Genomic DNA, 21,020 nt, shown 5'->3' with positions numbered 1-21,020 from the left:
GGGACTACTGGCGGTTACCCCTTGATGTTGCAGACGGGGAACGTCCGGGCCACCTTGTCGCCAATATCGAGCGCGTCGCTGACGCCGACGACCTCGTCCACGTCCTTGTACACGCCGGGCGCCTCCTCGGCGATCGTCGCCCCCGATTGCGCTTTCACGAAGATCTGCTGGCCCTCTTCTAAGTCCTGCTGTACGTCGCCGCCCCAGAACTCCTGTTTGGCCTGCGTGCGGCTCATCAACCGACCGGCGCCGTGAGCGGTCGAGCCGAACGAGAGCTCCATCGAGCGCTCGCCGCCGCGGAGCACGTACGAGCCCGCACCCATGCTTCCGGGGATGATCACGGGCTGGCCCACGTCGGCGTGCGCCGGCGGGATCTCCGGATGCCCGGCGGGGAACGCACGCGTCGCGCCCTTCCGGTGGACGTACAGCTCGCGTTCCTCCTGACGGACCGCTTCCTCGGGGACGACCGGGTTGCCGTCGGCGTCGAGCCCCATCGTGTGCGTCTCCTTTTTGGCGATGTTGTGGGCCACGTCGTACAGCAGCTCCATCCCGAGGTCCGCGATCGGGTCGGCGTCGAACACGTCGCCGAACACCTCGCGAGTGCGGTGGGTGATCAGCTGGCGATTCACCCACGCGTAGTTGATGCACGCCCCCATCGCGCCGTAGTACTCCTCGGCCAGCTCGGAGCCCGCGGGCGCCGCCGCCAGCTCGCGGTCGGGAAGCGTCTCCAGTAAGTCGCCGTGCTCCTTCTCGATCCGCCGAAGATAGTCGTTGCACGTCTGGTGGCCGAGTCCGCGGCTCCCGCAGTGGATCATCACCACGATCTGGTCCTCGGAGAGCCCGTATGCCTCGGCGGCGTCCGCGTCGAAGGTGTCCGTCACGCGCTGGACCTCCAGGAAGTGGTTCCCCGACCCCAGCGAGCCGAGCTGGTTCATCCCGCGATCTTTCGCCTTCTTGGAGACGTACTCCGGACGAGCGTCCGGACGCCGGCCCTCGTCCTCACAGTGGGCGAGGTCACTCTCGATGCCGTAGCCGGCCTCGACGGCCCACTCGACGCCGCGCTCCAGCGCCTCCTCGACGACGTGCTTGGAGCCGTCGACGACCCCGCCGCCGCCGAGCCCGGAGGGGACCCGATCGAACAGTGCGTCGACGAGCTCGCCCTCGCGACCGCGCACGTCGTCGTATTCCAGGTTAGTCTTCACCAATCTGACGCCACAATTCAGATCATAGCCGACCGCTCCGGGCGAAATACAGCCGTTTCGGGCGTCGATCGCGCCGACGCCGCCGACGGGGAAGCCGTACCCCTGGTGGCCGTCTGGCATGCAGATCGCCGGCGCCATCATCCCCGGCAGGTGGGTGGCGTTTTTCAACTGCTGGAGGGTGTCGTCGTTGCCGATCGCCTCCAACAGCGCCTCGCTGGCAAGGACGCGCGCAGGGACGTTCATCCCGCCCTCCTGCGGGATCTCCCAGACGTGCTCGCGCACCTTCTCCAGTCGGATCCCGTCGAACTCGCGGCTGGTCATGTGTGAGGGGTCGCCGGGGAAGGGCAAGGGCGTTACGACGCGTCGCTCTCGCCGGCGGGGGCCTCCGGCGCCGCACTCGGCTCGCGATCGGCGTTCTCCAGCCGGTTGTCGAGCGCGTAGGGGCCGGCGCCCGTGATCAGCAGCGCCGAGGCGAGGCTGAACAGGCCGATGTGGGCCAACACCGGGTCGTCGGGGATGCCGAACAGCGTCAGCGTGAACACGAACAGCGCCGCCCCCGCCGACGCCCGCGTGAAGAGGCCGACGGCGATGGCGATGCCGAGCGCAACTTCGCCGAAGCCGGCGCCGAGCACCCACAGGTCGGGCGGGATCGGCGTCGCCTCGGAGAGTCCGTACTGGTCGACGACCGCGAGCGCCATCTCCGGGGCGAGCAGCTTCTCGAACAGCCCGAGGAAGACGAAGGCGACGCCCATCCCCACGCGGATCACGGTCGGGACGTACCGCTCGTACGGCGTCAGTCGGCGGTTGAGCCACTCGGCAGGTCCGTGTATCGGGTCGATCCGCCCGTACGTCGTCGCCGGCGCGGCGGCGACCCGCTGGAACACGTGGTCGGCGCTCGGTCGCCCGCTACCCAACAGTGCAAGCGCGATGAACCCGGGGATCCACTCCAGCGAGAACGCCAGCAAGGGTGCAGCCGGCAGGGAAACGAGAAAGACCGCGAGCCCGACGAGCGCGGCGACGCGCGTCCCGAGCCCGAAGATGATCATGAAGCCGAGCAGGATCTGCAGCAGCCGGTCGATGCCCCCGCCGATCAGGGGGTCGACGACGGGATTGAAGAAGTAGCCCGCGAACCCGGCGCCGATGAGCGGCAGGCCGAATCCGAGACGAAGCAGCCAGGGAAGCAGGTCGGTGTACTCGCCCATCACGCGGCGAAACGTCGCCACGTCGGCGTCGAAGGCGTCGATCCGGAGGTACAGGAACGCCGCGGCCACCGTTGCGACGCCTCCCCCACCGAGCACGATCAGGTTGACGGGGTCGGAAAGCGCCCCGGCCATCCACGTGAGCGCCTCACCGACATCGTCGGTGTCGGCGACGTACCTGACGTGGCCGGCGGCGACGCCGGCCGCGAGGACGACGCCGGCGACCGTCGTCATCGCGAACGAGAGGAGCCGTGCAGTGTGGTGGCGTCTCATACCTCACACGGGGACGCTCCTCACTTAAAACCGTCCGACTGCACAAGGGTGCGGAATCCGGTACCGGAGTCGTCGACGGCAGGTCGCCGACGCCCGGCCGGCTCACACGTCGAAGACGACGTAGGCGTACCAGCCGTCCTCCCGCTCGGACAGCTCCATCTCCGAGTAGGTCACGGCCTTGATCTCCCGGGCGGCCACGTCCGCGAGCGGAACGCCGCGCGCGCTGGCCGTGACCCGCCACGTCTCGTCGTCGGGGGCGGACGGGTCGTGGTCGACCGCACACGTGTGGTCGGTCGGCAGGACGAGCCGCACGTCGCGCTCGTACACCAGCCGGTCGAGGTAGTCGAACAGCAGCGCCTCCCGGCTCTCGGCCGCCTCCTCGACGGCGAAGCGCTCGCCGCCCGTTTCGGGAACCGTCTCGCAGCTCGCGGCGGTGAGGCCGGCGGCGACTTCCTCGAAGACGCCCGAAATCGTCGGTGCCGTCGCCTCGACCGCCACATCGGCGGTGTGGTCACGCAGGTGGAAGGTCACGACTCGTCGGTCCGGTCGTCGTCGGCTTGGTCGTTGCGGTCGTTGCGGTCGCCCCGGTCGTCGGCATCCTCGCGGTTTCCACGTCCCGCCCGTTCGGCCGGCGGGATGGTGGTGTCGTCGTGGTCGTCACGGTCCGTCTGTTCGGAGTGACCAGCGCCCGCCTGCTCGGAGGGGCGCGCCGCCGTGTGTTCGCGTTCGGCCGCGTACCGGCCGGCGCGCTCGGCGGGCGTCGTTCTCGCCGCCGCATCCACGCCGGAATCGGGATGGTCGGGGTCGCTCGTCACGTCGGCGTCGGACGCGTCGGCCGCATCGCGCTCGCGGTTGACGATGGAGCCCGGCGTCCGCGCCTTCTCGGGGTCGACACGGGCGTCGTACTTCTCGGCCCGGTCGCTGGCCCCCTGCTCCTCGCGGTGGACGTCTCCGGACGCCGACGCCGGGTCGAACCGTTGTTCGATCCGCTCGACCATCGAGAGCTCCTGCAAGTCGCTGGCGGTGAGGCCGCCGTGGCCACCGTCGGCGTTGCCGATGGCGACCCCGCTGGTCACCAGCGCGCGGATCCCCTCCTCGACGGTCATGTCGACCTCGACGATCCGCTCTTCGGGGACGAACACGACGTGGCCGCCCATCACCGGATTCGGGGCCATCGGCATGAACAGCGTCCGCATGTCGCCCTTGCCGACCGGGTCGGCGACGGAGTCGGGCGTCTCGCTCGTCACGAACGCCACGGCGTAGACGCCCTCCGTGGGAAACTCCACGAGAACGACTTCCTGGAAGTTCTGGCTGTCCGATTCGAGCATCACGTCGCTCATCTGTCGGAACCCCTCGTAGACGGAGCCGAAGCCGGGGATCTGCTCGATGACGTAGTCGAAGTAGTCGACGGCGAGCTCCCCGTACCGCGAGGAGGTGGCGACGAGCCCGACGAGGAGGATGAGCGTCAGCAGCACCAGCGGCGTGGCGAGCTCCACCAGAACCTCCTGTTCGATCGTGCCGATGACCGGGGCGGTAACCTCCGGCGAGAAGGGGAGGATCTGGTCCGAAAACAGGTCGAGATAGTCGTAGATGAAGTTGAACGCGAACGCGAGGACGATGAGCGAGATGAGCAGCGGAACGATGACCGCGACTCCGGTGAAGAACACCTGCCGGAGCCGGCCGCCGATCCCCATCGAGTCGTCTGCCATTGGCGTATCGACGCCCGTCGGTGACAAAACGTTTCGGCCCACACGCCGCGCTCGCCGGCGTTTCGCACGTCCGCCGGCGTCTCCGGACGACGGCGCCGGATGGCGGTGGAGTTATATTCCACAGGAGTGTTATATCGTCCCAGTGAGCGTCAACGTCGAGAAACGGACGGATCCGCCGGGCAGCTCGGACCACGTCGCCGCCGCGTGGGAGCTCAAAGAGCACATCCGCCGGGAGGACGGCGTGCTCCGCCAGCGCCGCGGGTTCTTCACCGACGCCTATCGTCGCTCGACGACGCACCTGCTGTTCGAGGACGGCGAGCTCGTCGCGTTCGCCTCCGTCCGACGCGACGGCTACATCCTCTTTCTCGCCGTCGACCCCGAGTGCCGCGGACGAGGCTACGCCGAGCGGCTCGTCGCGGAGGTCGCCGAGGACCACCGGTCGGTCTCCTGTCACGCGCGGACGACCAACGAGAACGCGCTCGGCTTCTACGAGCATCTCGGCTTCGAGATCGTCCGGCGCATCGACAACTACTACGAGGACGGCGGCGACGCCTACTACCTCAAGCTCGGCGGCGAGTCGCTCCGGGAACGGCTTTCGGAGTTCGTCCGGCGGTAGGGGTTCGTCCACTGCCGGCGGTCCTCCGCCACCGCCCCGCCGTCACCCCGCCACCGCCCCACCAACCACCGTCCCGCTACCCGTCGACCGTAATGACGGTGCAGTCCAGCTTCTCACGGAGAAACGAGTCGATGTCCGGGTCGGCCAGCAGCTTCTGAAACATCCGACGCCAGCGGCCGGCCTGTTTGGTGCCGATCACGACCACGTCGGCGCCCTCGGCGGCGACCTCCTCCAGAATGGTCTCCTCGACGAGGAACCCCTTGCGTACGACGTAGCGTGCCCGGTCGATCGACCCGATCCGGCGCTCGACCGCACGTTTCAGCTCCGAGCGAGTGACGTTGTGGCTGTCCTGATAGAGGTCGACGTGAAGCACGGTGAGCTCGGCGTCGCGCTCCTCGGCGATGCGAACGGCCTCCCGGAGCGTCGACTCCGAGTGTGCCGACGGCGGATAGCGGACGGGGACCACAACCAGCGTCATACCAACCCCCTCACGCGCACGACCTAAATACGCTGTCGATGCGGCCGGCGGACCCGGTGTCTCCACACAAGGAATTTAGCGGTCGCCGTCACAGTCCACGCATGACCACTGAGGCGGTCTTTCTCGACCTCGACGACACGCTGTACCCCTACGACCCCTGTAACGCCGCGGGCAAGCGGGCGGCGTTCGAGACGTTCGGCGACCTCGGCTACGACCTCTCCCGGGAGGCGTTTGACGACCTGTACATGGCCGCGCGTCGCGAGACGAAACGCGAGCTCCGGGGCACCGCGTCGGCCCACGAGCGGTTCCTCTACTTCAAGCGGGCGCTCCGGCTCCACGCCGGCACCCATGACGCGAACGAGGCGCTGGCGCTCGGCGACGCCTACTGGCACAGCTACATCCGGGCGATGAGCCCGTTCGAGGGGGTCGAGGAGACGCTCCGGGCGCTTCGCGACGCCGGGCTCACGGTCGCCATCGTCACCAACCTCACCACCCGGATCCAGCTGGAGAAGCTCGCCGCGCTCGGCGTCGACGAGCACGTCGACTACGTGCTCACCTCCGAGGAAACGGGACGGGAGAAGCCCAGCGCCATCATGTTCACGACGCCGCTGTCCGCCTTCGATCTCCGGCCGAGCGAGGCCGTCATGGTCGGCGACAGCGTCGTCGCCGACGTGGAGGGCGGCAACGCCGCCGGGCTGGAGACGGTGCTGTTCAACGCCGACCCCGACCGCCAGCTGGAGGGGTACGAGCGACCGGACCACAGGATTGACGCGTTCCGGGAGCTAACGGAGGTGGTACTGTGACGCTCGAATCCGAACGCGAAGCCGTCGTGGAGCACGCGCCGGCGCTCGCGGACCTCACCCCCGGTCGCACCGGCAACCTCAGCGTGCGCAACGGCGACGTCTTCGCCGTCACGCCGACGGGCGTCCCCTACGACTCCTTTTCGCCCGCGGACGTGCCGGTCGTCGACTTCGAGGGGAACCGCGTCGCCGGCAGGATGGCCCCGTCCAGCGAGGTGCCGATGCACACCGGGATCTACCGCCACGACGAGCCCGGTGCCATCGTCCACACCCACTCGCCCTGGGCGACCACGATGGCGACGCTCGGTCGGCCGCTCCCGCCGATCCACTACATGATCGTCGCCGTCGGGCGCGAGGTTCCCCTCGCCGACTACGCCCCCTACGGCACCGAGGAGCTGGCCGCGAACGCGGTCGGGGCCATGGCCGAGGCCGACTCCGACGCGGTGATCCTCGCGAACCACGGACTCGTCGTGACCGGTCCCGACCTGGAGACCGCGATCGAGAACACGCACCACGTCGAGGAGATCTGCCGGCTCTACCTCCAGTCGTCGGCAGTTGGCGAGCCGAACGTGCTCTCGGACGACCAGTTGGCGGCCGTCGAGGCCAAATTCGAGAGCTACGGCCAGCAGCCCGACGACGTGTAGGCCGCGCCGACGACCCGGACCGCCCGGACGACCCACGCCGGCGACCGGACCGCCCGGACGAACCACGCCGGCGCCCTCGGGGGACGCCTTTATGCCGTCGGGGCGGGCAACTCTCGGGACATGAGCGACCACGAGCACGCCCCCGCACTGGAGGAGACCGCGGAGGCGATCGCGACGATGGAGATCCGCGGGGCGGCGACGATCGCGGCGGGCGCCGCCGAGGCGCTTGCCGCACAGGCCCGCGAGGCCGACGCCGACTCTCCGGACGCGTTCCGCGCCTCGATGCGCGCCGGCGCCCGCCGGCTCCACGAGACCCGACCGACGGCGGTGTCGCTGCCCAACGCCCTCCGATACGTCCTGCAGCGGATGGAGGGCCACGACGTGGCGGCACTCCGCGAGAGCGTCCAGCGCGCCGCAGGCGAGTTCACCCGACAGCTTGACCGCGCACAGGACGACCTCGGGCGGATCGGCGCCAACCGGCTCGCGGACGGCGACACGGTGATGACCCACTGTCACTCCACGGACGCCCTCGCGTGCGTGGAGGCCGCCGTCGAGCAGGGAAAGGAGATCGAGGCGATCGTCAAGGAGACCCGGCCGCGCAATCAGGGCCACATCACCGCCGAGCAGCTGCGTGACGCCGGCGTGCCGGTGACGCTGATCGTCGACTCCGCCGCCCGACGCTACCTCGACGATGTCGACCACGTGGTCGTCGGCGCCGACTCCATCGCCGCGGACGGCTCCGTGATCAACAAGGTGGGAACCTCCGGGCTGGCGGTCAACGCCCGCGAACGCGGCGTCCCGATCATGACCGCCGCCCAGACGATCAAGCTCCACCCCGAGACGCTGACGGGCCACACGGTCGAGATCGAGATGCGCTCCGAGGACGAGGTGATCTCCCCGGAGAAACGCGAGGAAATCGGCGGCATCGAAGTGGAGAATCCCGCCTTCGACGTGACCCCGCCGCGCTACATGGACGCCATCGTCACCGAACACGGGCAGTTCCCGCCCGAGAGCATCGTCACCCTGATGCGCGAGCTGTTCGGCGAGGGAGCCGACCAGCCGTGGGCGGAGCCATGAGTGGGGAAGAAGAGGAGCGGCCGGGCGCGACCGCGGACACTCACGAGGTCGACCCGACCGTCGACGCCGACCCCGATCTGGGGCCGGATACGGACGGAGACGGGAATGGAGACACCGGGCGCCGCGCGCCGCGGGTGATCTCCGCGGGCCACATCAACTGGGACGTGACGATGCACGTCGGCGCGCTCCCCGACCCCGACGGCGAAACCCGGATCGAACGGCTCGAACAATCGGGGGGCGGCAGCGCGGCCAACGTCGCGGTCGGGCTCGTCGACCTCGGCGCGAACGCCGCCGTCTACGGCTCCGTCGGCGGCGACGAATCCGGTGCGCTCGCGCTCCGCGAGCTGGCGAACGCCGGCGTCGACCCGGGCCACGTCCTCATCGATGCGGACGCGGCCACCTCCGTGAAGTACGTCATCGTCGACGCTGAGGGAGAGCTGATGATGCTCGCCAACGAGGGTGCAAACGAGGCGTTCACGGCGGCGGAGCTCGACGCCGACACGCTGTCGGCGGCCGACCACCTCCACCTGACGAGCCAGGAGCCTGCCACCGCGGCCGCACTCGCGGACGGCGCGGGCGAGACGGGCGCAACCCGGAGCTTCGATCCGGGGCGGATGGTCGGCGAGCGCGACTACGCCGCGGCGCTCGCGGCGACCGACCTGCTCTTTCTGAACGAGCAGGAGGCCGAAGCGGTCGCGGAGACGACCGACCTCGACCCGTGGGAGCCGACGGACCGCGTCGTCGTGATCAAGCTCGGCTCGGAGGGCGCCACCGTCCGAACGCCAAACGGCGACGTGTCGCATCCGGGATTCCCGATCGACCCCGTCGACACTACGGGCGCCGGCGACGCCTTCGCCGCCGGGTTTCTCGGCGCCGCGCTCCGCGACGATGAGGCGACCGGCGGCGAGGGCGTCGGCTTCTCACACGATCCGCGCGACTATCAGGTGCCGCTGCTCGTCGGCAACGCCTGTGGGGCGCTCGCCGCACAGGAAGTGACCGCCCGGGTCGACCTCTCGTGGGACGCGGTCCGCGAGACGATGGGCGAGGAGCCGGAGGCGGACCTGCTGATCGAGGTTCGCGTCTGATCGGAATCGGGTGACGAGGGCGACGACTTAGTCGCCGATACCGATCCCACCGTCGTCTTCGTCGTCCTCGTCACCGTCTTCCTCGCCATCATCGCCGCCGTCGCCGCCGTCGCTGCCGTCGTCGCCGTCGCTGCCGTCGTCGCCGTCACTCCCATCATCGCCGCCGTCGTCACTCCCGTCTGCTGCTCCGTCGACCGACTGGTCGGGGTCGACGCCGGCCTGCATCGTCGTCACGCCATCCTCCTCGCTGTCGCGGAGTTCGGTGGGGTGAACACCGATCGTCACCACGAGATCGTCGCCGGCCTCGACGGCGCTCGTCACGTGAACGTCGACGTCGACGGTCGTCCCGTCGAACTCGGCTTCACCCTCGAATCGCGAGTGCGTCACCGTCGAGCCGAGCACGTCGGTCTCGAAGTCCTCGTCGTGGGTCAGGTCGCTCATCCCCTCGTAGTTGTCCTGGACCAGCTCGACGAGCTCGTCGTTCTCCATGTCGGCGACCGGGTTGAACTCCTGGCCGGCCACCGACACCTGCGGCGTGGCGAAGGTGACGAACACCGCTCCCCGGTGCTCGCCGAGAATCCCCGTGTCGATCGTCTTCTCGTACTCGACGACGTAGTTGGTGGCGACGACCGTCTCTTCCAACGGACCGAGGCCCACGTCCTCCTCGATCACCACCTCGTCGATGGCGTCGCGGTCGTAGTCTGCCTCCTGGCGGGGCTCGTCCGCGACGCCGTACGCCGACGCCGAGTGCTCCGTCACGTCGTCGAGACAGCCGGCGAGCCCGCCGAGCGTGGCGGCGCCCGCACCGGCCAACAGGGTGCGTCGGTTCATCGAGTCGTTCTTGCGTCGGGTTCCGGAAAGGAATGCCGCCAAAACGGTTAGGTGTGCGAGGTTGTCTCGTGACCGGCGTCTACCGCGGCGTCTCCGTTCCCCACTCGTCGATGGCGGTGCGGAGTTCGGGCACATTCTCGGCCCGGTCCGTGAGGTCCTCGCCGGCGACCGCGGCGTCGATCGCCGCACGGAGCGCCTTCGCGCCGGCGTGAGTGCCGTCGGGATGCCCGTGGATGCCGCCGCCCGCCTGCACGCAGACGTTCGTCCCCAGCGCGTCGATCAGGTCGGGCATCAACCCGGGGTGGAGCCCGCCGGACGCGACCGGGAGCACGTCGGTCAGTCCGTGAAGGTCGGACCGGAGCCAGTCGTTGATCCCGAGCGTGTCCTCGTTGGCCATCTTCCCGAGCCCCGCAGTCCCCGTGTGGATCTGGTCGACCCCGCAGAGGCGCGCGACCTGCGCGATCACCCGCATCGAGACGCCGTGGTCCGGATGGCGGTCGAAGGCGGCGTGCATCGCGCGGTGGGCGTGGATCGCCATGTCGTGGTGGGCCGCGCGCTCGCGGACCGCCTCGACGGCCGCCCAGCCGCAGGTCACCACGTCGACCATCACGTACTCGCCGCCGGCCGCGGCGACGGCGTCCACCCGGTCGAGCATCGTGTTCGCGTCCGCGGTGACGTTGATGAGGTAGGACTTGGGCTCGCCCGTCTCGGACTCCGCGCGGTCGCGCGCGTCGAAACTCGCCGCGAGCCGGTCCTGAAACGGGTTGAACGCCTGGTCGGTGAGATTCTCGTCGTCTTTTAACAGGTCGATGCCGCCGGTCCACGCCTCGTAGCCGATCTCGGCGTGGTCGTCCGTCGAGAGCCCCACCTTCGGCTTGGGCACCGTCGCGGTGATCGGGCGGTCGCCGGCGTCGAAGAACTCCTCGCGCACCGAACTGCCGAACCGCGGCCCGACGAACCCCTCCGTCAGCGACGCCGGCCAGTCGCAGTCGCGCAGCCGGATCCGGTCGACCGCCTTCATGCCGAGGATGTTGCCCGCGATACACGAGAGGATCTGCGGCATGTTGCCGGGGTCGAACAGCGCGGCCGGGTAGGCGACGGCGACCTCGTACCCCTTCCGGGAGCCAGCGGTCGCCGGCTCGATGTCGAAGGCCATCGCCGAGAGGTCGCGGATCGACGCGTCCGCCTGAAGCTCCGCCCAGGTGCCGTTCGACGACTCGCTGGCGACGCGCGCGGCGGCGCCCTCCGCGTCGATGCCGTCGGCCGGTTCAACGTAAAACCGGCAGACGAGCTCGTCGTCGGCCGGGTCGTACCCGAGGTCGAGAAAGTCCTCGTAGGCAATGCCGGTCATATGCCCGCGTTCTCCCGCCTCGGCCTTATAAGGGACGGCGGGCGACGATGCGGAAACGTCGGCCCACTACAGGGAGACGACGGCGTCGAGCGTGATGCGGATGGCGCGCTCGACGTTGTTCTTCGCCTTCTCGGGCAGCTCCTCGTCGTCGGTTTCGCCCTTCTGGTTCCCCTCGACGAGGTTGCCGTCGACGGTGCAGATGGCGCCCGCCGAGAGGCCCTTCCGGCGCGCGAGCGCGAAGACCGTCGCGGCCTCCATCTCGATGGCGAGCAGGTTGGCGTCCTCCCAGTCCTCCACGAACGCGTCGCTCTCGTTGTAGAAGGCGTCGTCGGAGACGATAGGGCCGACGTGGACCTCCTCGCCGTTCGCCTCGGCACCGTTCACCAGCGACGTGAGCACGTCGAAGTCCGGCACGGCCGGGTAGACGGCGTCCTCGTAGCGCTTGCTCGTCCCCTCCTCCTTGGCTGCGCCCGTCGCGACGACCATGTCACCGACCTCCATCCCCTCCTGAAGTGCGCCACAGGTGCCACAGCGGATGAACGTCTCGACGCCGACGCGCGAAAGCTCCTCGACGGCGATGGCCGCCGACGGGCAGCCGATCCCCGTCGAGCAGATGGTCAGCTCCTCGCCCTCGTAGCTGGCGTTGACGACCTTGTACTCGCGGTTCTCGGCGACGACCTCCGAGTCGTCACAGAGGTCCGCGATGCGGTCAACGCGACCCGGGTCCCCCGGGATGATCGCGGTTTCGTGAACGTCGCCCTCCTCGACCAGCAGATGCGGCTGTTTCGCCATATACGTCCACTGCACCGGCCGCGCGCAAAAACGGACCGGTCCGCCGCGCTCGGCGGCGCCGCTGGCAGTGCCACTCTCCCGCCGGCGCGCTCCCGGTCCGCTCCCGCCCCTTTTAAGCGTCCGCGCGCCCGCCACCTCACAATGACCGACGACGAGCAACCATCCGGCCCGGGAACCGGCATCATGGTGGCCTCCGCCGTGCTCTCGTTCCTGCTGATCACGCCGATCGCCGTCTACCTCCTCGACCTCAACTGGACGCAAGCCGTCCTCGTCGGCGGGTTCGCCGCCCTCATCTCGGCGTTCTCCGCCGTCATCAGCGGCCGGCGGATGACGGAGACGGACACCGACGACGCGTAACGCCGCTCACCCGGCGGCCCATCGTGAGAACTTTATAAGCCTGCGACACGCACATCGTGCAATGCGATTCGTCGGCGACCGCCGCGGCCAGTCGGTCGTGATCGGGACCGTCATTCTGTTCGGGTTCCTGATCCTCGCGATGGCGGTGTATCAGGCACAGATCGTGCCACAGGACAACGCCGACGTGGAGTTCGAGCACAGCCAGTCGGTCGAGGGCGACTTCGTCGACCTTCGGAACGCGATCACCGGCGCCGGCACGGCGGGCGACGGGCGCTCGACGTCGGTCCAGCTCGGCACGCGCTACCCCCAGCGCACGTTCTTCATCAACCCGCCGCCGGCGACCGGCGAGCTCTCGACGAGCGATCCCGGCGAGGTGCGGATCGAGGGAGCGAGCGTCGAGGGTTCCCGGAACGTCGAGGCGTTCTGGTCGAACCGGGCCGAGAACGGCGACATCCGGTTCGACACTCGGTCCGTCCGTTACTCCCCGAACTACAACGAGTTCCGAAACGGGCCGGACCTCGTGTACGAGCACTCGCTCGTCGCCGCCGAGTTCGACGGCGCCGTGCTCGCGAGGACCGGTCAGACCGCGGTTCGCGGGAACGCCACGCGGCTTTCGCTGACGATGATCGACGGCGACCTCTCCCAATCGAGCGTCGAGCGCCGGAGTTTCGACCCTGAAACGCTCTCTCAACAGCGCCGAACCGTCACCCTTCAACCGGACGAGGATACCGTCACGCTCGTGCTCCCTACGACGGTCGAGGAAGAGAAACGCGGGGAACTCGCCGGCGAATGGGAGTCCACGATCGACGGCGACGTGGAGACGAGCGTCGAGGATGAGGCGATTCACGTGGAGATTGAGACGGACAGGTCAATCACGCTCGGACTCTCACAGGTTGGACTCGGTGACGGCACGTCCCCGACAGACGAGTCGGCAGGGTACATCACCCGTGTTGGCGGCGATGACGAGTTCGTGGCCGAAGTTCGGGACGAGTACAACAATCCCGTGGAGGGAGCCACGGTCGGCCTGTACGACGATTCGGGTGTGGTCTCACCATCGTTAACCGAGACGACGGATTCAGACGGTCGGATTTCCGTCTCGAACGCCACCATTGAGGAGCTGCGCATCAACGTCGAGGATGAGTCCAGAACCGACGCCGACGACTGGGAGCGATGGGAGCGGCTCGACACGGCTCGGGACGAGGAGACGGATCCTGACGACCCCATGTTTGGACCGGATGTTCGGAACGTGGACGCCAGTCCCTCCGAACTGGAGGCAGGTACCGACGTGGACGTCTCGGCGACGATCGACTCCGTCGGGACCGCCGAGAGACTCCGGAGCGGCACGCCGATACAGCGTGTCGAGGTGGTCCGCGAGGCGCCGGACGGCTCGACCGAGTCGACGATCTACGACGATTACGACCCCGACGACGACGAGACGACTGCCCGTGTGCTGGAGGGCGAACCGGACGAGCCACTGTCGACCGACGACTGGGAAGAGGGAATACACGAGATCACGGTTCGGGGGCAGGACGCGAGTGGTCGGTGGACGCCGACCGAGGATGCGTCGAGCACCACTGTTGAGGTCGTCGATGACGACGAGGAGGAGGATGAGGAGGAGCCCACCGAGTTCGAGTCCGTCTCCGCCTCGAATATGGTTGCAAATAGTGACGATGAGAGCCAAACCTTCACTTTCGCTCTCGACGGTGAGTTGGTTGACGGCGACGAAGTTGAGATTGATCTCGAGGACGCGCAAGATTCAGGAGCAGGAGGAGGACAACCATTAATCGTTGATTACCCGTCAGGTAGTAGCGACGATGGCACAATAGAAATTCTCGGAGGTAGTGGGAGCGCGGATCTAGATGGAGGACAGTCTCCGGGCCGCGATCAAGACGCGACTCTCACGTACACCGCTGACGAGTCCGGAGACAGTGCTGGTACTGAAATCGAGCTCACTGTTAACGGAATCGAGGTCGGTGACATTGCCGGACAAGAATACGATGTCGTATTTGAGGGGCCAAGTGGTGAATTTGACGAGACAACGACCTTCGGCATTGCGGAGACTGCTGGGGACATTTTTGTAAGTGGTACACAAGATGGAAATCTCTTCTCGACCGGCTCGATCACCGTCGAGCAGGGCAATTCAATAGAGGGAAAAGCCGACGCTGACGGTTCCGTTACGATGGAGTATGATTCAGCAGTTGAGGGTAGCATAACAAGCCGAGATACGGTCTCAATTGGACAAGAATCAACAGTCGGAGAGGGGATTTCTGCGGACGGTTCCGTTACGATGGAGTACGATTCAGCAGTTGAGGGTAGCATAACAAGTCGAGATACGGTCTCAATTGGACAAGAATCAACAGTCGGCGAAGGAGTTTCCGCGGACAGGGATATCACAGTTGGACCCCGGTCGACAGTCGAAGGATCCGTTACAAGTCAAGATACGATCACCCTTGATGAGGACTCTACAGTAGAAGGGGCGATCGACGGGGAGGGTTCTGTCACGATGGAACCGCGATCGACTGTAGAGAGTATTGTATCCGGTGGTACTGTATTGATCGCACAGGATGCTACCGTCGAAGGTGAGGTAGTTGCTAGTGAGTCCGTTGAACTCGGATATCAGGATGACTTCGGTGGAACTGTTGAGGGCGACGTAACGGCTGGAGGCGATGTCTCAGTGCCACAGAATGGTCGGGTCGGCGGAGACGTCACTAGTGAGGGATCCGTTGAACTCGGATATCAGGGTGTCATCGAGGGTGGTGTGTTCGTCTCGAGCGCGAGCAATATCGTCTGTGGACAGGGTTCCACGATCGATGGACAGTCCTGTGAAGACTACGTCGACGAGAACTACTAATCCGACATTCCACAATCGTCGTAACCCCTCATCGACAGGTCCATATGCCTCCCTCATGAACGACCGCCCATGACCGCAGTGGGGATAGACGCCATCGAGATCCGGTCAGGGAAGCTCAAACTCGACCTGCCGAACACGTTCGCGCCGCAGAAGGGAGACGACCCGGAGAAGTACACGAAGGGGCTGGGCCTCAACAACTCCTCGTTCCCGGACGTGTACGAGGATATCGTCACGATGGGCGCCAACGCGGCGAAGTCGCTGATGGACCGCAAGGGGCTCGCGCCCAGCGACATCGGCCGCATCGACGTGGCGACGGAGTCGGCGTTCGACCACTCCAAGCCCGTCTCGACGTACATCGCGGGCTGTCTCGAACAGGTGTACGACGGCGATTTCCGGCACGCGAATAAGGGCGAGCGCAAGTTCGCGTGCGTCGCCGGGACGCAGGCCGTCGACGACGCCTACAACTGGATCCGCGCGGGGCGGAATCGCGGGCGTGCGGCGCTCGTCGTCGCGACCGACACGGCGCTGTACGCCCGCGGGGATCCCGGCGAGGCGACGCAGGGCGCCGGCGCCGTCGCGATGCTCGTGACGGAGGACCCCTCGCTCGTCGAGCTCTCGACCCACCAGGGGTACGGCTCGATGGACGAGACGGACTTCCTGAAGCCGAACCAGCAGTTCCCCAGCGTCGACGGCAAGCGCTCGATGCAGGTGTACCTGGCACGGATGCGCGAGGCCCTGGAGGACTACCAGTCGGTCGCGGGGAAGGTCCACTTGGAGGACTTCGAGTACGCGCCGTTCCACACGCCGTTCCCGGGGATGGTGCGGAAGGCGGCGCTGTTGGCGTACCGGCACGTGATCCGCGACACGGAACACGAGGACGCGCTCGCCGACGAGATCGGCCGCCAACCCCGCGAGGACGAGTACGAGGACCGCGAGGCGTTCGAGGAGGCGATCCGCGAGCACATGGACGAGCTGAAGGACACCGAGGCGTACCGCGACTGGTACGCGGAGACCGTCGAGCCCACGCTCGGGCTCGCACGCGAAGTCGGCAACTGGTACACCGGCTCCGTTCACGTCGCCCGCGTGAGCGCGCTGCGTGACGCCCTCGAGAAGGATCGCGACTTCGTCGGCGAGAGCCTGCTCGTCGGGTCGTACGGCTCCGGTGCGCAGGCGGAGATCCACGCCGAGACGGTGCAGGAGGGCTGGCGCGAGGAGATCGAGGGCCTCGATATCGACGAGCAGCTCGAGAACCGCTACGACCTCTCGTGGGAGGAGTACGAGGACGTCCACGACGTCCACGAGTACGACAAGGACCTCGACCGGGAGATAGAGGAGTTCACGGCTCCCGAATCGGAGTTCGTCTTCACCGGCTGGGGCCGCATGAACGAGCGGAAGTACGAGTACGTCGAGTAGCGCGGTCGTCGGACGCTCGGCGTTTCCCCGACGGTTGCCACTTTTTGGCTCGTTTTCCCCTGCCGAGCCCGCCGGCTACACCCCGTACCCGTACCGCGTCGTCACGAAGTGGGCGATCTCCCGGCGTTCCAGTGCCGCGAAGCCGGCGAGGATCGCGAGGAAGCCGACGATCGCCTCGGCCTCGATCAGGTGGCCGAGCAGGACCCAGCTTCCGGCGGCGGCGACGACCGGCTCGACGTAGCCGACGAGGTGGAGCTGCGTGGGGCCGACGGCGTCGAGCAGCGCGAAGTAGATCAGGAACGCCACGACCCCGGACAGCACCGTGAGGTACGCCAGCGAGACGATGGAGGTGGCGTTCCAGACGATGGCGCCGGGCGACTCCCCGAGCCCGGCGGCGCCGACGAACAGCATCCCTGCACCGACCAGCATCGCCCAGCCCTGCAGCGCGGCGATCGGGAAATCGGTGCGGATCGGGCGGAGGAGCACGGCGCCGATCGAGAACGCGACCGCCGAGAGGAACGTGAGCGTCACGCCGATCAGCTCCGGGCCACCGAAGCCGCTGCCGCCGGGGTCGGCGATCACGATGACACCGACGAGTCCGAGTGCAAACCCGGCGATCTCGACGGGACCGAGTCGCTGGTTCGGCAGCAGTAGGGCGGCGAACGCCGCCGTCAGCACGGGCGAGAGGCTCACGACGACGGCGGCGACCGCACCGGGGATGTAGAGCTCGCCGATGTACAACAGTCCGTGGTATAAGGCGATCACGAACGCGCCGGCGACGCCGACGCCGAGCCACTCATCGCGACCGCTCGGCACCCAGCGGTCGGACACGAGCACGGCGTAGCCGAGCACGACCGCGCCGGCGAGCGCGTAGCGCACGCCGGCGAACAACAGCGGCGGAAAGTAATCCAGCCCGGCCTCGATGGCGACGAACGACGTGCCCCACAGCGTCGCGAGCAGGAGGAACGCCCCGGCCACCAGTCCGGGAGTAGAGAGGAGATCTTGCGAGTTCATTGACTGTTGGTTCGAACTTCCCCGATGTAGTTAAACTATTCTTCTAACTAGCCAGATGTCTTGGATGATGAATCACACATATGAACCATATTCGATAACACGCCAAAATATAGTGCGTGAATTAGAGAGCACTCCAAGTCTGTCGGTCACAATATACAACTATCCCTCACGTGAAGGGGGTGTATGGACGAGCGCGACGTGCGACTGTTGAAGGCGATCGCCGACCTCGGCACGGGGAGCCCGGAGGCGCTCCACGAGGAGACGGATATTCCGGTGTCGACCATCCACTACCGGCTGAACAACCTGAAGGAGGCCGGCGTCATCGACAACGACCTCTACGACTTCGACCACGAGGAGCTGGGACTCGGCGTCACCGTCATCGTCGAGGTGTTGGCCGACTACGACGGCCCCTACGAGACGTTCGCCGACGAGCTCCTCGCCGTGGAAGGCGTCACGCAGGCGTACTTCACGATGGGCGAGACGGATTTCGTCGTCATCGCGCGACTCTCCTCGTCGGACACCGTCGAGCGCCTTATCAGCGACTTCGAGGCGATCCCCGAGGTCGAGCGCACCAACTCCACGTTCACCATCGCCACGCTCCGCGACGAGTCGCGGGCGCCGGCGACGTACGACCTCGACACGCTGGTCGCGGAGCTGACGGACTAGACCGTCACGTCGAAGCTGTCGTAGTCGCCGGCCACGCCGGCGAACGCGGCGAGCAGGTCGGCGACCGCGTCCAAGTCCTCCGTGTCAACCACTTCGACGGGCGTGTGCATGTAGCGGTTCGGGAGCGAGACGTTCAGCGACGGAACGCCGCCACGCGAGGTGAAGAACGCGTCCGCGTCGGTCCCGGTGCGGCTCCCGGCTGCCTGTAGCTGGATGTCGATCTCGGCGTCGTCTGCCGCCTCACGGGCGGCGTCGACGAGCACCGGGTGGTTCGCACTCCCGCGGGTGACGACCGGTCCCTCGCCGAGCTCGACGGGACCGCGGTGTTCGGTGTCCACGTCCGGATTGTCCGTGGCGTGGGTCACGTCGACGGCGACGAACGCGTCGACCTCCTCCAGCGCAACGCCGGTCATCTGTGCACCCTTAAGGCCAACCTCCTCCTGAACCGTCGAGACCGCGTAGACGGTGGCGTCGACGCCGTTCTCGGCGGCACGACGGAGGCCCTCCGCGGCCGCCCAGATGCCGGTCCGGTTGTCGATGCCGCGTGCGGCGATCCGTGACCCGACGAGCTCCTCGACCTCGGTCGAGAAGGTGACTGGATCACCGATCTCGATGTGCTCTCTCGCCTCTTCAGCGGTTTCGGCACCGATGTCGACGAACTGCCCGTTGATGTCGTCGTACTCGTCTTTCGAGGGGTCCCGCAGGTGGATCGCGGTCTGGCCGATCACGCCCTGCACCGGCTCGTCGGCGTGGACGGTGACGTGCTGGCCCTTCGAGACGGTGCGGTCGGAGCCGCCGACGCGGGCGATTCGGAGAAAGCCATCGTCGAGCACGTCCCGGACGATGAAGCCGATCTCGTCGGCGTGGCCCGTTAGCGCGACCGTCGGCGCGTCCGGGTCGCCCTCGTAGACGGCGACCGCGTTGCCGTACGCGTCCGTGAACACCTCGTCGGCGAACTCGCGGACGTAGTCGGTCCACACTCGCTGGGCGGGCGTCTCGAAGCCGGACGGACTGGCGGTTTCGAGCAAATCGTCCAGAAACGTGCGTCGTGGTTGGTCCATGGTGTCGACTTACTATCCTGAGTGAAGAATCTCGCGTTACACGTCGAATCGTTCGGTCGCGTGGAGAATTCGAGCCTAGCAGAAGCGAGCGCCCGCCACCACCGTTAAGCCCGCTCCGATGGAACAGACTCACATGAGCGAAAAGCAGTTCACCTTCCTCGAAGTTCACCTGGGCGACGGTCCCATCCAGTTCGGTCCGAAGGCGATCGGCGGCGCCGACGAGACGACCGCCGGCTGCGGCTGTGGCGCCTGCGGCGACGACTGCCCCTGTCCCGACTGTGCCGCCTGCGACTGCGGCATCTGCGGCGACGCCGGCGCGGACGCCGGCGGCTGTCCGTGTCCGATCTGCGGCGACGGCTGTGACTGCGTCGGCTGCAAGGTCGGAAAGCTGGTGGTCGTCCTCGGCGTGCTCGCCGGCGTGGCGGCGGTTGCGTGGAAGGTCGTCGGCGAGACGGACCTCGACGCGGCCGCGGAGCTCGACGAGCTCGCGGAGTGAGGACACCCGGGATCTCGTCCCGGCGTCCCCGACACAAACGCTTTGAGTGGCCGGTCCGTGCCTCCCGTATGAACGTGCTTCGTAGCCTCCGTGCCGTCTCCGAGGCGTCCGGCGACGGCGTCGTCGACTGGGAGAAGGCGGCGGAGGCCGCCAAGGCGTCCACCGACCCCGGCTCGCTGGATCTGTCGCCCGCCGAGCGCCAGGGGTACGCGGCCGACGTGCGCGACGCCCGCGACCGCCTCCGTGACGTGGCGGGCGTCGAGTTCGACGTGCCCGCGACGGTGGAGATCCAGAACCGTCACCACTGGATGGACGCCAACCTCGACACCTTCCGAAACGTGATGCGCCCCATCGAAGGGGCCGCCGCACCCGCGCTGCCGGAGCTCTCTCGCGTCGCCAACACCGGGTCGATGGCGTTCATGCTCGCCTTCCTCGGCCGGAACGTGCTCGGCCAGTACGACCCGCTCCTGCTCGCCGACGAGCCCGACGCCGACCACGGCCTCTACTTCGTCCATCCGAACATCGTCGCAGCCGCCGAGGAGCTCGACGTGGACTACCCCCGCTTCCGCCGGTGGATCGCCTTCCACGAGGTGTCCCACGCCGCGGAGTTCGGCGCGGCGCCGTGGCTCCCCGACTATCTCGAAGCCCGGATGGAGGAGGGCGTCGGCGCGCTCACCGCGGGGTCGCTCGACCGCGACGCATTCGAGGAGCTTCACCTCGCAATGACCGCCGTCGAGGGATACGCGGAGCTGCTGATGGACCGGGCGTTCGACGACGAGTACGCCGACCTCCGCCGGAAACTCGACGAGCGCCGAAGCGGCGGTAATCCCCTTCAGAAGCTCGTCCGCCGGATGCTGGGACTCGGGCTCAAACGCGAGCAGTACGAGCGCGGCGCCGCCTTCTTCGAGGCGATCGCCGACGAGCGCGGGCTCGAGGCGGCGGGAGTCGTCTGGGAGAGACCCGAAAACCTCCCGACGAGTGCCGAGCTCGACCACCCGGAAACGTGGCTGATCCGGGTCGACCCGTAGCTCGACTTCGCCGTCTGGACGCCATGCTCACTCGACAGTTTTCCACAAAAATCGTGTTGTCCGGCGAAGCCGGAGTG

21 protein-coding genes are annotated in these 21,020 nt (G+C 67.5%); 11 read left to right on the top strand and 10 right to left on the bottom strand.

Going from position 1 to position 21,020, the window contains the following annotated elements:
• Positions 1–14: 14 nt before the first annotated feature.
• From ACYQ07_RS12845 to ACYQ07_RS12830, 4 genes are all read right to left on the bottom strand, one after another.
• The gene (locus ACYQ07_RS12845; protein WP_459882210.1) at positions 15–1,523 is read right to left on the bottom strand and encodes an RtcB family protein; all 1,509 of its coding nucleotides are present in this window, start codon (positions 1,521–1,523) and stop codon (positions 15–17) included.
• A 32-nt stretch (positions 1,524–1,555) separates the two neighbouring features.
• Positions 1,556–2,674 carry a DoxX family protein gene (locus ACYQ07_RS12840; RefSeq protein ID WP_459882209.1) on the bottom strand — a complete coding sequence of 373 codons (1,119 nt, stop codon included), beginning with the start codon at positions 2,672–2,674 and terminating at the stop codon, positions 1,556–1,558.
• Positions 2,675–2,776: 102 nt separating this feature from the next.
• On the bottom strand, positions 2,777–3,205 hold the full coding sequence (locus ACYQ07_RS12835; RefSeq protein ID WP_459882208.1) for an archease: 429 nt from the start codon (positions 3,203–3,205) through the stop codon (positions 2,777–2,779).
• Positions 3,202–4,383: a DUF502 domain-containing protein gene (locus ACYQ07_RS12830; RefSeq protein ID WP_459882207.1), complete on the bottom strand. Its 1,182-nt coding sequence runs from the start codon at positions 4,381–4,383 to the stop codon at positions 3,202–3,204. Before ACYQ07_RS12830 ends, ACYQ07_RS12835 begins: the two co-directional genes overlap by 4 nt.
• A gap of 142 nt (positions 4,384–4,525) precedes the next feature.
• Here ACYQ07_RS12830 and ACYQ07_RS12825 point away from each other — a divergent pair, with 142 nt between their 5' ends.
• Positions 4,526–4,999 carry a GNAT family N-acetyltransferase gene (locus ACYQ07_RS12825; protein WP_459882205.1) on the top strand — a complete coding sequence of 158 codons (474 nt, stop codon included), beginning with the start codon at positions 4,526–4,528 and terminating at the stop codon, positions 4,997–4,999.
• Positions 5,000–5,075: 76 nt separating this feature from the next.
• On the opposite strand, the gene ACYQ07_RS12820 is transcribed toward ACYQ07_RS12825, so the two are convergent.
• Entirely contained in the window at positions 5,076–5,477 is a 402-nt protein-coding gene (locus ACYQ07_RS12820) for a universal stress protein (protein WP_459882203.1), read from the bottom strand.
• 101 nt (positions 5,478–5,578) lie between these two features.
• Here ACYQ07_RS12820 and ACYQ07_RS12815 point away from each other — a divergent pair, with 101 nt between their 5' ends.
• The 4 genes from ACYQ07_RS12815 (at position 5,579) to ACYQ07_RS12800 (ending at position 9,083) form a co-directional block, all read left to right on the top strand.
• Complete coding sequence (locus ACYQ07_RS12815; protein WP_459882201.1) at positions 5,579–6,280, top strand: ribulose-1,5-bisphosphate 5-phosphatase; 702 nt, start codon at positions 5,579–5,581, stop codon at positions 6,278–6,280.
• Complete coding sequence (locus ACYQ07_RS12810) at positions 6,277–6,921, top strand: ribulose-1-phosphate aldolase (RefSeq protein WP_459882199.1); 645 nt, start codon at positions 6,277–6,279, stop codon at positions 6,919–6,921. Before ACYQ07_RS12815 ends, ACYQ07_RS12810 begins: the two co-directional genes overlap by 4 nt.
• Before the next feature lie 120 nt (positions 6,922–7,041).
• Positions 7,042–7,998 carry a ribose 1,5-bisphosphate isomerase gene (locus ACYQ07_RS12805; protein WP_459882197.1) on the top strand — a complete coding sequence of 319 codons (957 nt, stop codon included), beginning with the start codon at positions 7,042–7,044 and terminating at the stop codon, positions 7,996–7,998.
• On the top strand, positions 7,995–9,083 hold the full coding sequence (locus ACYQ07_RS12800; RefSeq protein ID WP_459882196.1) for an ATP-dependent ribose-1-phosphate kinase: 1,089 nt from the start codon (positions 7,995–7,997) through the stop codon (positions 9,081–9,083). The genes ACYQ07_RS12805 and ACYQ07_RS12800 overlap by 4 nt, the downstream gene beginning before the upstream one ends.
• A 27-nt stretch (positions 9,084–9,110) precedes the next feature.
• Here the strand turns inward: ACYQ07_RS12800 and ACYQ07_RS12795 are convergent, their stop codons facing one another.
• From ACYQ07_RS12795 to ACYQ07_RS12785, 3 genes are all read right to left on the bottom strand, one after another.
• Entirely contained in the window at positions 9,111–9,914 is an 804-nt protein-coding gene (locus ACYQ07_RS12795) for a DUF6517 family protein (protein ID WP_459882195.1), read from the bottom strand.
• Between the two features lie 79 nt (positions 9,915–9,993).
• The gene (gene rbcL / locus ACYQ07_RS12790; RefSeq protein ID WP_459882193.1) at positions 9,994–11,265 is read right to left on the bottom strand and encodes a type III ribulose-bisphosphate carboxylase; all 1,272 of its coding nucleotides are present in this window, start codon (positions 11,263–11,265) and stop codon (positions 9,994–9,996) included.
• A gap of 66 nt (positions 11,266–11,331) precedes the next feature.
• Positions 11,332–12,057, bottom strand: a complete 726-nt coding sequence (locus tag ACYQ07_RS12785; RefSeq protein WP_459882192.1) for a guanosine phosphorylase — start codon at positions 12,055–12,057, stop codon at positions 11,332–11,334.
• A gap of 141 nt (positions 12,058–12,198) precedes the next feature.
• Between ACYQ07_RS12785 and ACYQ07_RS12780 the strand changes: the two genes are divergently transcribed.
• The 3 genes from ACYQ07_RS12780 (at position 12,199) to hmgB (ending at position 16,678) form a co-directional block, all read left to right on the top strand.
• Entirely contained in the window at positions 12,199–12,414 is a 216-nt protein-coding gene (locus ACYQ07_RS12780; RefSeq protein WP_459882190.1) for a hypothetical protein, read from the top strand.
• A 373-nt stretch (positions 12,415–12,787) separates the two neighbouring features.
• Positions 12,788–15,265: a hypothetical protein gene (locus ACYQ07_RS12775; protein ID WP_459882188.1), complete on the top strand. Its 2,478-nt coding sequence runs from the start codon at positions 12,788–12,790 to the stop codon at positions 15,263–15,265.
• Positions 15,266–15,334: 69 nt separating this feature from the next.
• Complete coding sequence (hmgB, locus tag ACYQ07_RS12770; protein ID WP_459882186.1) at positions 15,335–16,678, top strand: hydroxymethylglutaryl-CoA synthase; 1,344 nt, start codon at positions 15,335–15,337, stop codon at positions 16,676–16,678.
• Positions 16,679–16,753: 75 nt separating this feature from the next.
• Here the strand turns inward: hmgB and ACYQ07_RS12765 are convergent, their stop codons facing one another.
• On the bottom strand, positions 16,754–17,692 hold the full coding sequence (locus ACYQ07_RS12765; protein WP_459882184.1) for a DMT family transporter: 939 nt from the start codon (positions 17,690–17,692) through the stop codon (positions 16,754–16,756).
• 183 nt (positions 17,693–17,875) lie between these two features.
• Here ACYQ07_RS12765 and ACYQ07_RS12760 point away from each other — a divergent pair, with 183 nt between their 5' ends.
• Positions 17,876–18,358, top strand: a complete 483-nt coding sequence (locus ACYQ07_RS12760) for an Lrp/AsnC family transcriptional regulator (RefSeq protein ID WP_459882182.1) — start codon at positions 17,876–17,878, stop codon at positions 18,356–18,358.
• Here the strand turns inward: ACYQ07_RS12760 and ACYQ07_RS12755 are convergent.
• Positions 18,355–19,419, bottom strand: coding sequence for a M20/M25/M40 family metallo-hydrolase (locus tag ACYQ07_RS12755; protein ID WP_459882180.1), 1,065 nt, complete (start codon positions 19,417–19,419; stop codon positions 18,355–18,357). The genes ACYQ07_RS12760 and ACYQ07_RS12755 overlap by 4 nt on opposite strands.
• Before the next feature lie 133 nt (positions 19,420–19,552).
• On the opposite strand from ACYQ07_RS12755, the gene ACYQ07_RS12750 reads away from it, so the two are divergent.
• Both ACYQ07_RS12750 and ACYQ07_RS12745 read left to right on the top strand, forming a co-directional pair.
• The gene (locus tag ACYQ07_RS12750; RefSeq protein ID WP_459882178.1) at positions 19,553–19,915 is read left to right on the top strand and encodes a hypothetical protein; all 363 of its coding nucleotides are present in this window, start codon (positions 19,553–19,555) and stop codon (positions 19,913–19,915) included.
• Between the two features lie 68 nt (positions 19,916–19,983).
• The gene (locus tag ACYQ07_RS12745) at positions 19,984–20,943 is read left to right on the top strand and encodes a zinc-dependent metalloprotease (RefSeq protein WP_459882176.1); all 960 of its coding nucleotides are present in this window, start codon (positions 19,984–19,986) and stop codon (positions 20,941–20,943) included.
• The last annotated feature ends 77 nt before the right edge of the window (positions 20,944–21,020 follow it).

It is taken from the genome of Halorubrum gandharaense (assembly GCF_054654575.1).
This window is presented reverse-complemented; position numbering and strand designations above follow the sequence as displayed.